Below are 12,572 nucleotides of genomic sequence, written 5' to 3'. Positions count from 1 at the left end.
CAACCTATTTTCGTCTTATTTATCCTATAAAATGAATGGGTATATCAAAATCCATTGAGTTTGTGTTACAAATCCAATGATGAAAAAAGTATTGCTATGTAATTTCTATAAAATTAACAGCATGTGCAGCTGCAGCATGAGCATGCAGATCCTGTACATGTTGAACTTGCTCCAGGGCTAACCTGAACTGTACCTGTTACTACGCTAGTAGCGCAATTGTGACTTGTATGTTTTAACATAAGCCTCTCCTCCTTTCCCGTACCCATTCATTTGTAGGCATTACCCAGCCCATTTCTGAAAAATTTTATAAAACATATGGGTTGTTACGATAAATACAAGCAGCATATCGGTGGTGATAGCCATATTTCTATCTTCTAATAAATCTTTCACTAACTTATAATCAAACAGACCACATTCTTCACAAGCTGCTTTCGTAAGATACTCTTCAAAAAATTCAAATTTATTATGTATTAATTCCCTTCCTGGTGTGGAGTATTGAAATTTATTACGCCTTACAATCTGTTTTGGCAATATGCCTGAGAAAGTCTCTTTTAAAATATACTTTTCATTATACCCATGTAATTTTAAGTAATCCGGAATGGAATAAGCCAATGATATAAGCTCATTATCCAAAAATGGATACCTTCCCTCTACTGAATTGGCCATTAATACCCTATCCCCCTGTATAGACAAAAGATACCCCGCTAATAAATTATCCATTTCAACTTTCTGGCATTGCTTCAGCATTTTTAAAGAATTTTCTGCTTTATAATGTGTTTTAATAGCCTTGTCCAGATTTTCCCTGTCTATTTCCTTCCTAAGCTCTTCATTAAAATATTTGTATATAATAGAACTAGCTTCAATTCTAGGCCTGATACAAAACAAGGGATCATCCAGATTCACTGAACTAGCAGCATAATACTGCTCATAACCCTGCATCATATATTTATTATTTCTATTTTGCGGTGGTACAACATGTTTTATGTCTTTTAGTCGAATTTCAGAATAATTATTTTTAGAAAGATATTTTCTTAATAAAGTTTCTTTATAAATGTCATATCCATAGAAGATTTCATCCGCACCCTCTCCACTTAGAACAAACTTTGTCCCATCCTTTCTCGCCTCTTTTGACAAGATATACATAGGAACTGCCCCAAATTTATAAAGTGGTGCTTCACAATGATGTAACGTATTTTGAATGTTATCAATTAATTTATTATCATCTATTTCAACTACATGATAATTTTGAATCTGATTAGAACATGCTAGTTTCTGATATGCAGATTCATCAATTCCTTTTCGCTTAAAAGAAATAGAATATATAGGAAACTTTTTTATATCCATAGAGTCAAGCAACTTAAATATAATGGTTGAATCTAATCCCCCACTCAGATACATTCCCCACTTTACTCCCGAGTCACACATAATTCTTTTGGAAATTGCTTCCTTCATACTTTTTTCTATAACTTCTTTTATTTCCTCTATATTTTTAAATAAAATAGAATGGTCATAATCAGAAAATTTCTGATATTGATAAATTTCATACTGTCCATTGCTATTGATTTCTACATAACTTGCCTTTGGTACCTGACATACATCCTTAAATATACTTCGTTCCTCTAATGTTGTCCAATATGTAAATTGTTCATATAACGACTGTGGATTTATCTCCATTTTCCTTTGAACCATGGATGCCAAAGCTTTTATCTCAGAAGCAAAATAACATGCACTACCTTGAATTAAAAAATATGCTGGACAGATTCCAACGGAATCTCTCCCAATATATAATTTTTCCTCTTCGGCATCATATATTGCCAAGGCAAACTGTCCATCAATACGGCAAAACATATCCATTTTGTATTCTTCATAAAGATGAAGCAGAACTTCCCCCTCACAATTTAACCGAAAATGATATCCTGCCGATTCAAGTTCCTTCTTAAGAATCTGATAGTTATATATCTCTCCGTTGAAAACCAGCTTAATCCCCTTGTCATCAGAAAAAAAAGGTTGTTTTCCACTCTCTATACCAACAATTTTTAACCTTTGGCTTCCCAGCGCAACATGCTGGTCTATATATAATCCAATTTCATCAGGACCTCTATGCTGAAGACTTTTTCCCGCCTTCATTAACTGTTCATTTGAAAGTCCGCTATTCACTGCTCCAAATATTCCACACATAGTAACTCCTTTGTGATATAAACAAATTCATAATAAAGTATATCACATTTTTCCAAATTGTACAATATGTAAGATAAAGCAATCCTTTTTATTGTTAAAAACGTATACACTAAATATATATTTTTACTCTTTCCTAACAGTCTTTTTCTACTACTAGTTCAAAATGCACAATTTCTTCCTAAATTATTACGTTCAAAAAGAGCATGTATCTTCCCAAATACATGCTCCTCTACTACCTGTTACTTAATAATACTTAATTCTGTACGACTTTATAAGTATAATTCTATAGTTCCACCGTCTTCCCATGGTGCTATTGAAATTGTTGGATTTTCTTTTGGTTTCTGATTTTCTTTTGGTTCCTGGTTAATAACAAATTCACCCCTATATCCTTCTCCATAAATAATAACCGTACCAGTTCTCATTGTTGTACCGTTATTCTGAGTTAATTCATATTTTACTATAGAACCTAATTTTGTAATGCGAATCCAGCCGGCTGTAGCAACTGCATGCCAAGTCTCATCAGAAGAAACATAAACTGCTCCAGACTGCTGTGCATACGAAACCGTTATTGAAGCTGATCTAATTGTTGTTGAACCATCTGATGAATCTAAAAACAGTGGAAATACGTCCTCTGTTATAACCATTGTTCGTCTTCGATCAATTTTAGCATTTACTGTTTGTGGCATCACCCCAATACAAAGTGCACAAACCATAACAACCCCTATAACTTTTTTTAAATAGTTTTTCATAAATATTCCTCCTTTTTTCTTTTATCATAACATATTTTCCAAATTATTGTTAGTCTTTTTTGCATAATTTTATTATATATATTCCAAAAGAGCATGTGCTCCCAAACAAGCACATGCTCTTTTATCTTACAAATCTTATTTATTATTGGTTTTTTATTATTCTTTTCACGTATAAAACATTTATCCCATAGTCGCAACAACAGTATGTCTCTTGCCATCGTTAAACATAGGAATTACATTTCCAGCAACTTCTTTTCCATCAACAACTAAAGAACTTACACCTTTTGATACATGGTTCGGGTTCTTCACTTCTACTTCAAAGATATCGCCACGGAATTCTCTTGTTACTTTATAGCCATCCCAAGCCTTTGGAATTGCTGGATCAATCTTAAGGCCATCGAAATCTGGCTGAATACCTAAGATGAACTGGGAAATTGCTACAAAATTCCAAGAAGCAGTACCTGTAAGCCAGGAGTTCTTCGCTTCCCCAAAACGTCTTGCATCTTTACCAGCAGCCATCTGTGGATATACATATGGCTCTAATCTATGAATTTCACTAATATCTTCTAAGAATGCAGGAGCAATTCTTGTGTAGTAATCGTAAGCTTTATCGCCACGTCCAACGCAAGCTTCTGCACACATAATCCAAGCATTGTTATGGCAGAAGATACCAGCATTTTCTTTATAACCAGCTGGATATGTTGAGATTTCACCGTATTCTACAACGTATCTTGTAAATGCTGGATTGTTAAGAACTAAACCGTATTTTGTTCCTAATCTTTCTTCAACAGAGTCAAGTGCTTCAATGGCTTTGCCATCTTCGATGCCACAGCCACCCATTACACAGAAGCCTTGTGATTCGATAAAGATTTTACCTTCTTCACACTCTTCACTACCAACTTTTTTACCAAAGTCATCATATGCACGGATGAACCATTTTCCGTCCCAGCCATCCTTCATGATAACCTCTCTCATTTTATCTACTTCACTGTCCGCACGTTTTGCCTCATCCATATCTCCGACTTTTTCCATTAATCTTGCATACAATCCCCCAATGTATGTAAACATACCAGCAATCATAACAGATTCAGCCACTCGACCATCTTTACTTGTTGTTGTCTGGAAAGATTCTCCTGGTTCTGTTGAGAAACAGTTCAAGTTCAAGCAGTCATTCCAGTCAGCACGTCCAATAAGTGGAAGTCCATGAGGTCCTAAGTTGTTGATGACATGATCAAACGATCTCTTTAAGTGGTCTTTTAATGGTGTAGCAACACTCATATCATTATCAAATGGAGTCATAACATCAAGGATGCTGTAATCTCCAGTTTCTTTTACATAGGCAACAACAGCAAGGATTAACCATAATGGGTCATCATTAAAGTTACCACCGATAGCATCGTTCCCTCTCTTCGTTAATGGCTGGTACTGATGATAAGCTCCACCATCCTGTAACTGTGTAGATGCAATGTCAATAATTCTTTCTCTTGCTCTGTCTGGAATCTGATGTACAAAGCCTAAGATATCCTGATTGGAATCACGGAATCCCATGCCACGGCCTACACCTGATTCAAAATAAGAAGCACTTCTGGATAAGTTAAATGTAACCATGCACTGATACTGGTTCCAGATATTAACCTGTCTGTTCAGTTTTTCTTCGCCAGACTCTAAGATATATTTCGATAATAATCTGTCCCAATCTGCTTTTAATTCCGCTAAAGCTTTGTCAGCATCAGCAGTTGTAGCAAACTGAGCAATCATAGCTTCTGCTTTTGTTTTATTAATTACGCCTTTGGATTCCCATTTATCTTCTACAGGGTTTTCTACATAACCTAAAATAAATACATATTCTTTAGTTTCACCTGGCTGTAATTCCATTTCTAAACAATGGGAAGCACATGGAGACCATCCGTCTGCTACAGAGTTATTAGACTGTCCTGCCACCACAGCTTTAGGAGCATCGAATCCGCCATATGTTCCGATGAAACTTTCTCTATCACTATCAAATCCTGCAATAGGTGCATTTACAGAGAAGAATGCATAATGATTTCTTCTTTCTTTATATTCCGTTTTATGGTAAATAACAGAACCTTTGATTTCCACTTCACCTGTTGAAAAGTTTCTCTGGAAATTTCTATCATCATCATCTGCATTCCACAAACACCATTCCAAGAATGAGAATAATTTTAATGTTTTTGCTTTATCGCTTTCATTTTTGACAACAACTTTATGTACTTCCCCATTAAAATTCAAAGGAACGAAGAAAGTTACTTCTGTAGAAACGTCATTTCTCTTACCTTTAATTGTTGTATATCCCATACCATGACGGCATTCATAGGATTGAAGTTCCTTTTTAGCTGGAGCCCATCCTGGTGACCAGAAATCACCTTCATCATATAAATAATAATAACGTCCGCCACCCAAATCTAAAGGTACGTTGTTGTAACGGAAACGAGTAATTCTTCTTAATTTTGCATCCTTATAAAAAGAATAACCTCCTGCTGTATTAGAAATCAAAGAAAAAAATTCCTGTGAGCCTAAATAGTTTATCCAAGGATATGGTGTAGTAGGCGTTGTGATTACGTATTCTTTGTTCACGTCATCAAAATAACCAAATTTCATCTTTATTCTCCTTTTCTGCTTGTCAATAATTTACTATGAAATTTACGAAACTTTTTCGTAACCCATATATGCAAGATAGGTTTATTATATAATAAATACATTATTTTTTCAATGTATTTATTATATACTTTACCACTAAATCCTTTTCGTTAATTTTTATTTTCTTCTCGTTCCACTAACTTTCCATCCGAAATATCAACAACCCTATGGCACATATCTGCAATCACTGGATCATGCGTTACTATGATTACTGTTTTTCCCTCTTTATTCATCTGCTTAAAAAGCTCCATGATATCATTACCTGTTTTTTTGTCCAAAGCACCCGTTGGCTCATCACAAAGGATTATTTTAGAATCATTTACTAAGGCTCTCGCAATGGCTACTCTCTGCCTTTGTCCTCCTGAAAGATGCAATGCCATCTGGTTTTTCTTTTCAAGCAATCCAACTTTTTTCAGAATACTCTCCACCTTCTCTGTCCGCTTTCTTCTTGGAACAGTTCCATAATATAATGGAAGCATTACATTCTTCGCTACTGTATAACGTTCAATTAATGCAAAATCCTGAAGAACAAAGCCAAACACATCATTTCGTAAATGTGCCATTTCCCTTTCTGAGTAATCGGAAATTTCTTTTCCATCTAACAGATAGCTTCCTCCAGTTGGTATATCAAGACACCCTAAAATATTCAGCAAAGTTGATTTGCCAGATCCAGAAGTTCCCATAATCGCCAGTATTTCCCCCTCTGGAATATCTAAATTCACATCACACAATGCATTTACTTGAAATCCTGCCCCTTTGTAGACTTTACTTATATTCCTTAAACGAATTAACATTATTCATAACTCCTCCTTATCATTGTAGTAATCGTCTGTCTTTTTACCCAATACACTGGATACCCCATAACGGCAATCGTAAGCACAGCTGCAAAAAGCACCGTCAAGCAAAAGCTTTTCGTAAATCCAAAAAGGAAAAACACCGTCAGAATTCCCAGCACCATCATTACCAGAATCTGTAATAGTATACGAAAAATAATATCTGTCCGATTTGCTCCACAAAGAAGATTTATCGCAAATTCTTTTTTATTATTTGTGATAAACTGAAGAAGATTTCCTATGATTCCAACACACGTAAATAGTAAAATAATAAACATAAATACGGAATTTATAAAGATTTCATCCTCCGTATCTGATATTATGCAATCTAACTGATAGGAAAAATTAATTACTGATAAATCAAATAATCCTTTGCTTCTGGAAAAATCCACTATGTTATCTGCAATCTCTCTTTTATCTGACATGATATACAAATTCTGTATATATCTTACTATATTAAGAGAATCTGTCTTGTCAATTATCTGTGGTGTAATGATAACCTTATCCAGACTTAACAATTTCCGTGATTCATCAGGTGCAACATAATTAGAATTTTTCTTTAAAAAACCAATTACTCTATATGGTAATCCATCTCTATCTTGGATAATAGCATTTTTTTTGTAAACCGTTCTAAAATCCGCCCCTAAAATTACAGGAATTTCCTGTTTTTCTTTATATGGAAAATCAAATGCCTCCACATCTTCTTTTTCCACTTCATCTAAATCAAGATGAAATATTTCAAAAAAGTTTGCTGTTACGGAAAGCTTTAAGGAATGATAGGTACCAGTTATGGAATCATACTCCGCAACATGCTTTGGAATGCTTGCGTCTGCAGAATAATAGAATTTCATGCTAGAATCAGCTAAATAAAAACCAGAAGAATTCCTTGCATTATTTATTTCCTCTTGGATATACTCATAAAGCTCTCCTAACTTTTTCAAACACACTTTTTCATTTATGATTGTATCAAACTTCTTATACGAGGTATCATCTCGAAGCATATAGATTTCGGTATATTCCGTAGCCTGTCGTATTTGATTCTTTACAATACGAAAATCGTGCCATATTGTCAAAACATAACAGCAGAGAATCAGTCCTGCCGTCAATTGCATGAAATTAATGCAGAAATGAAATAACGTATGTTTCATATCTCCAAAAAGGAATCGCACTTGTCTGTTCATCTTTTACAATTCCCTCCTAATTACTTGAATAATTTCCTTTTCCAGCTGCCATTTTAAGGTACATAGTATAATAAGCAATCCAATTCCCAAAATCATAGCCAGTGTCACAAAAATCCCACTCCAGCTTAAGGAATCTCCAAACATAAGAACCATAGATGGGGATATGTCCCATGTATTAATCACGACTAAAATTAATTTTACCAGAAGAGCCCCTATAAAAACAGAAAGAATTACTAATGACAGAAAACTGCCTGTAAGCCATACGTAAATCTGTCTTTTGCAAGCTCCTACCATTTTCCTGATTGCAATCTCTTTCTGTTTTCCACTGAGCCAATTGCTTGTTGCCAAGAATACATTTAAAAATACAAGCATTGCAACCCCTATATAGAGCATAAGCATGAACTTCAGATTATCCACAACATCAGAAAAAACATCTCCTTTTTCACTTTGAACGGAATAATACTCCAGTTCCAGCTTAGAAAACGATTTTAAATTTCCCAATACCTGCAGACTGTCTTCTCCTGTATCAAAAAAACCAGCACTCCACTCTGTAAATTGCCCTAAAGATTTTGACCAGAGATTAAAAATGCACTTTGCACTTGTAATATCACTATGTTTTCTATCTTTGTATATTCCCACAACCCGAAACTCTGCCCCATTATAACGGTAGTATTGCTTCCCTTCTCTTGATTCACATAACGTTTTCATATCTTCCCGAATCAGAACGACATCCGCTTTTGTTACATAATCGCTTTTTTCAAAGATCCTGCCACTTGCCATTGGAAGCTTTTCTAATGTTTTATCACTTGAATACAAGGCACGATTATGACCATCCGAAAACAGTACCCCTGACGTATATCCTTTTTCCATGTCCTCAAAAGCATCCCTATATTTGCTTAACGGAATCGTTTCATTTCCTGAATTTTGGATTACAGCATAGTGCTCTGACAAAATAGGAAGTATTTTTTCTATATGTCGATTATTTACGATTGCAATACTGCAAAGGGAAAACAGCATTGCAACCATAATAAATATCGCAAACAGCAAACCTGTCCTATGAAAATATTGCCGCATATCTTAATTCCTTTCCTGATTTCCTATCACAATATAAAATATCCAAGCAGTCTCCTCTGGCATACTTGGATATTTTATCAAAAATACTAATTATATTTCCATCCCCATGTTAATGTTGCATCAGAAAATGGATTATTAGTTTTAGATAATTCTGCCTTTCCCTGCTTGGCTTCTGCTCTTGTAAATGCTTCGCTATACTCAGTCTGATCGTAACTACCTTCCTTAATTCTAACCCAGCATTGTTTTATGTATTTATTGGCCTGAACACCATACGTGGCATCACTACTTGTTGTCTTATAACCCGAATTGAACCAAGCAACAACTCGTAATGTTACTCCTCCAGTTTCTCTATTTGCGTACGGTGTAATAGTCATTGCAGAAACGGTTATTGACGCTACTATTCCAGCAGCAAGTATCATTACACCTAACTTTAACTTATTTTTCACTTCTTTATCCTCCTTAAATTAATTAGAGTCCTAACTAATAATTCCCTGCTTTTATACCACTTTTTTACCTTTTTGTCAACTTTTGCTATAAAACTACAATTCTCTAATGGAACTTATACAAAAATAGTTTGACAAATATTTCGCTTTCCTTTATTTTTAATTTGAAACATTTTACATGAACGAATTATCTTTCTACTAGAATGGAGGTTATTATGAAACACACAAAAAAAAGAGATACTTCAAATGAAATTTATGATGTCTTACAGCTAGGCTGGCCTAAAGCACTGGTTTTAGGTTTACAGCATGCATTTGCCATGTTTGGAGCTACCGTAATGGTGCCAATGATTACAGGTTTAAGTGTTACCACCACTTTATTTATGGCAGGTTTAGGAACTCTTCTTTTCCATTTTTTAACTAAAAGAAAAGTACCTGCATTCCTTGGCTCTTCTTTTGCCTTTATAGGTGGATACACTGCTGTTGCCCCTAAATTAGAAGGCGGCCTGCCTAATAACGAAATGCTTCCATATGCTTGTGGCGGTGTCTTGGCTGCTGGTTTTGTATATGTATTATTAAGTGCATTTATAAAATTGTTTGGTGTAAAAAAAATAATGAGGATTTTCCCACCAGTAGTTACTGGACCTATTATTATTTCCATTGGACTTATTCTTGCCCCTAATGCCATAAACAACTGTTCCCAAAACTGGGTTCTTGCTTTTATTGCCTTAGCTACTGTAATTATATGCAATATCTTTGGGAAAGGAATGATAAAAATAATTCCGATTATTTTAGGTATTGTTGTTTCCTACATTGCTGCATGTTTTATGAAACTGGGTGGACTGGATGTAATTAGCTTTTCTTCTATTCACTCTGCGAAACTCCTTGCCATTCCATACCCTGATTATGGGCTAGCAAAATTTGATTTTAGTGCAATTGTCACCATTGTACCAATTGCTTTAGCTACTATGATGGAACACATTGGAGACATTTCTGCTATCAGTGCTACTACGGGAGAAAACTATATCTCCAGTCCAGGACTTCATAAGACGCTTCTTGGAGATGGCTTGGCAACAAGTCTGTCTGCACTTTTTGGTGGTCCTGCAAATACAACTTACGGTGAAAACACAGGAGTTCTTGCATTAACAAAAGTATACGATCCTCTTGTTATGCGCATTGCAGCATGCTTTGCTATCTTTTTATCATTCTTCCCAGTGGTTGGAGCATTTATCGGTTCTATTCCACTTAGCATTATTGGTGGTATTTCTTTTATCCTGTATGGAATGATTTCTGCCATTGGTATCCGCAATCTGATAGAGAACCATGTTGACTTTACTAACACTCGAAACCTTGTTATTTCTGCTGTTATTTTAGTCAGTGCTTTAGGCTTTAACACCATAGGCGGTATTACTTTCACGGCTTTTGATACCAAAATTTCTTTATCTGGCTTAGCCATTGCCTCAATTGCTGGAATTCTGCTAAACATCATACTTCCAGGTAATGATTATGAATTCGGCATACCTTCGGAAAACAAATAATTTTAAATTTAGTATTGACATTCTCCAATTCCGTCGTATAATAAAATACAACAAAGGCGTTTCTTAGTGATAAGAAGCGCCTGTTTTTTTTAATCTAGATTAATATTAATTAAGTGGTAAATCCAGCAAAAGGAGGTATTTCATATGAAAAAACTTGAAATTATAATTAAACCAGAAAAGTTAGAAGATTTAAAGTCCATTCTGGATGAAAGTGATGCAAATGGCATTATGATAACAAACATTATGGGATATGGAAACCAGAAAGGTTATAAACAGGTTTACCGTGGTGCTGAATATAATGTTAATTTACTTCCAAAAGTTAAAGTAGAATCGGTTGTAGAGAATGATGTGGCAGAAAAAATTGTCACAAGAGTTGTTGCAGAAATCAATACCGGCAGCTATGGAGATGGTAAAATTTTTATCTACGACGTAGAAGATGCCGTACGTATCCGTACTGGTGAACGTGGAGAAAAAGCTTTGTAATACATACTTTGTAATAGAATATGGAAAATAAATTATCAAAGAGGATAATGCTTTTTAGAAAGTGTTGTCCTCTTTCTCTTTAGCATTCAAATGCTAGCTACAATATTAATCGGAAATAAAATTATTTATCATGCGTGCTGATTCCTAATCGAAATACAACATCAAACGCATAGAAAGAGAGGTTATTATGCAGGATACACAATTTTATTTAAATATCGTCTGGACAATGCTTGGTGCATTTCTGGTCTATTTTATGCAAGCAGGTTTTGCAATGGTCGAGGCAGGTTTTACAAGAGCCAAGAACTCTGGAAATATTATTATGAAGAATATGATGGATTTTGTTATGGGAACTCTTTTCTTCTTCATTATAGGTTTTGCCCTTATGTTCGGAGGTGACAATCCTGTTATTGGAACAAGCGGATTTTTCAATCCTTCTAAATTAGCAGATGCTGATGGATTATATAATGGCTTGCCACTTGGAGTATTTTTAATTTTCCAGACAGTGTTCTGTGCTACTGCTGCTACTATCGTATCTGGGGCAATGGCAGAGCGTACGAAATTCTCTGCATACTTAGTATACAGTGCTTGTATTTCTATCTTTATCTACCCCGTTACAGGTCACTGGATCTGGGGCGGAGGCTGGTTATCTGACATAGGCTTCCACGACTTTGCTGGTTCCACTGCCGTTCATGCAGTTGGTGGCTGGTGTGCCTTAGTTGGTGCTAAAATTCTTGGACCTAGAATTGGTAAATATGGCAAAAATGGAAAACCACAGGCTATTCCAGGACACAACCTTCCAATTGGTGCATTAGGAGTATTTATTCTCTGGTTCTGCTGGTTTGGATTTAACTGTGGTTCTACTGTTGAAGCCAACTCAAGTCTTGGTGATATTGCAATTACTACAAACTTAGCCGCTGCAGCTGCTACATTAGTTGCTTTAGCTCTTACTTGGATTCGTTATGGAAAACCTGATGTTTCCATGACACTAAATGGTTCTCTTGCAGGTCTTGTTGGTATTACTGCTGGATGTGACTGTGTTTCTTATTGGGGTTCTATTATGATCGGTCTTATCTGTGGTGCCGCTGTAGTATTGGTAATTGAATTTGTTGACCGTGTTCTTAAAATTGATGACCCTGTTGGTGCAACTGGTGTTCACTGGGCATGTGGTATTATTGGTACACTTCTCACAGGACTGTTTGATACAGAAAAAGGTGTTTTCTACGGTGGTGGATTTAAATTTTTTGGAATTCAGTGCTTAGGTGTTGCTGCTGTTGGAGCTTTTGTATTCATTAGCGCTTACATCATCTTTACTGCAATTAACAAAACAATTGGCCTAAGAGTAACAAGACAGGAAGAAGAAGATGGACTTGATGTTCATGAACATGGATGTAGTGCATACGCAGACTTCCAGTCTAATATCTAGTGTTTCGTAAGTCGT

Annotated in this window: 10 protein-coding genes; 3 read left to right on the top strand and 7 right to left on the bottom strand. The window is 35.4% G+C overall.

Annotated features, from left to right (window positions below; all coding sequences use genetic code 11):
• Window positions 1-279: 279 nt before the first annotated feature.
• The 7 genes from asnB to BMY85_RS02510 form a co-directional block, all read right to left on the bottom strand.
• Entirely contained in the window at window positions 280-2,178 is a 1,899-nt protein-coding gene (gene asnB / locus BMY85_RS02545; RefSeq protein ID WP_092476033.1) for an asparagine synthase (glutamine-hydrolyzing), read from the bottom strand.
• A 269-nt stretch (window positions 2,179-2,447) separates the two neighbouring features.
• A complete protein-coding gene (locus BMY85_RS02540) occupies window positions 2,448-2,927 on the bottom strand; it encodes a BACON domain-containing protein (RefSeq protein ID WP_092476030.1) in 480 nt (159 codons plus the stop codon).
• 180 nt (window positions 2,928-3,107) lie between these two features.
• Complete coding sequence (locus BMY85_RS02530) at window positions 3,108-5,546, bottom strand: GH36-type glycosyl hydrolase domain-containing protein (RefSeq protein ID WP_092476024.1); 2,439 nt, start codon at window positions 5,544-5,546, stop codon at window positions 3,108-3,110.
• Between the two features lie 149 nt (window positions 5,547-5,695).
• The gene (locus tag BMY85_RS02525; RefSeq protein ID WP_092476022.1) at window positions 5,696-6,379 is read right to left on the bottom strand and encodes an ABC transporter ATP-binding protein; all 684 of its coding nucleotides are present in this window, start codon (window positions 6,377-6,379) and stop codon (window positions 5,696-5,698) included.
• Window positions 6,379-7,599 carry an ABC transporter permease family protein gene (locus BMY85_RS02520; protein WP_092476019.1) on the bottom strand — a complete coding sequence of 407 codons (1,221 nt, stop codon included), beginning with the start codon at window positions 7,597-7,599 and terminating at the stop codon, window positions 6,379-6,381. Before BMY85_RS02520 ends, BMY85_RS02525 begins: the two co-directional genes overlap by 1 nt.
• 3 nt (window positions 7,600-7,602) lie before the next feature.
• Window positions 7,603-8,673, bottom strand: a complete 1,071-nt coding sequence (locus BMY85_RS02515) for an ABC transporter permease (RefSeq protein ID WP_092476016.1) — start codon at window positions 8,671-8,673, stop codon at window positions 7,603-7,605.
• Window positions 8,674-8,759: 86 nt separating this feature from the next.
• Window positions 8,760-9,119 carry a hypothetical protein gene (locus tag BMY85_RS02510; RefSeq protein WP_092476013.1) on the bottom strand — a complete coding sequence of 120 codons (360 nt, stop codon included), beginning with the start codon at window positions 9,117-9,119 and terminating at the stop codon, window positions 8,760-8,762.
• A 212-nt stretch (window positions 9,120-9,331) separates the two neighbouring features.
• On the opposite strand from BMY85_RS02510, the gene BMY85_RS02505 reads away from it, so the two are divergent.
• The 3 genes from BMY85_RS02505 to BMY85_RS02495 all read left to right on the top strand — a co-directional run bounded on the left by BMY85_RS02505 (window position 9,332) and on the right by BMY85_RS02495 (window position 12,557).
• Complete coding sequence (locus tag BMY85_RS02505; protein WP_092476010.1) at window positions 9,332-10,651, top strand: uracil-xanthine permease family protein; 1,320 nt, start codon at window positions 9,332-9,334, stop codon at window positions 10,649-10,651.
• A gap of 144 nt (window positions 10,652-10,795) precedes the next feature.
• Complete coding sequence (locus tag BMY85_RS02500; RefSeq protein WP_092476007.1) at window positions 10,796-11,134, top strand: P-II family nitrogen regulator; 339 nt, start codon at window positions 10,796-10,798, stop codon at window positions 11,132-11,134.
• A gap of 187 nt (window positions 11,135-11,321) precedes the next feature.
• Window positions 11,322-12,557, top strand: coding sequence for an ammonium transporter (locus BMY85_RS02495; RefSeq protein ID WP_092476005.1), 1,236 nt, complete (start codon window positions 11,322-11,324; stop codon window positions 12,555-12,557).
• Window positions 12,558-12,572: the final 15 nt, after the last annotated feature.

It is taken from the genome of [Clostridium] polysaccharolyticum (assembly GCF_900111595.1).
Taxonomy (GTDB): domain Bacteria; phylum Bacillota; class Clostridia; order Lachnospirales; family Lachnospiraceae; genus Clostridium_AI; species Clostridium_AI polysaccharolyticum.
The sequence above is the reverse complement of the archived record's forward strand: the minus strand, read 5'-3'. Positions and strand labels throughout refer to the sequence as shown.

Bases quoted from the DNA above. Each gene is read 5' to 3' on its own strand.
- asnB (WP_092476033.1), bottom strand. From the start codon at position 2,178: ATGTGTGGAATATTTGGAGCAGTGAATAGCGGACTTTCAAATGAACAG.
- BMY85_RS02540 (WP_092476030.1), bottom strand. From the start codon at position 2,927: ATGAAAAACTATTTAAAAAAAGTTATAGGGGTTGTTATGGTTTGTGCA.
- BMY85_RS02530 (WP_092476024.1), bottom strand. From the start codon at position 5,546: ATGAAATTTGGTTATTTTGATGACGTGAACAAAGAATACGTAATCACA.
- BMY85_RS02525 (WP_092476022.1), bottom strand. From the start codon at position 6,379: ATGTTAATTCGTTTAAGGAATATAAGTAAAGTCTACAAAGGGGCAGGA.
- BMY85_RS02520 (WP_092476019.1), bottom strand. From the start codon at position 7,599: ATGAACAGACAAGTGCGATTCCTTTTTGGAGATATGAAACATACGTTA.
- BMY85_RS02515 (WP_092476016.1), bottom strand. From the start codon at position 8,673: ATGCGGCAATATTTTCATAGGACAGGTTTGCTGTTTGCGATATTTATT.
- BMY85_RS02505 (WP_092476010.1), top strand. From the start codon at position 9,332: ATGAAACACACAAAAAAAAGAGATACTTCAAATGAAATTTATGATGTC.
- BMY85_RS02500 (WP_092476007.1), top strand. From the start codon at position 10,796: ATGAAAAAACTTGAAATTATAATTAAACCAGAAAAGTTAGAAGATTTA.
- BMY85_RS02495 (WP_092476005.1), top strand. From the start codon at position 11,322: ATGCAGGATACACAATTTTATTTAAATATCGTCTGGACAATGCTTGGT.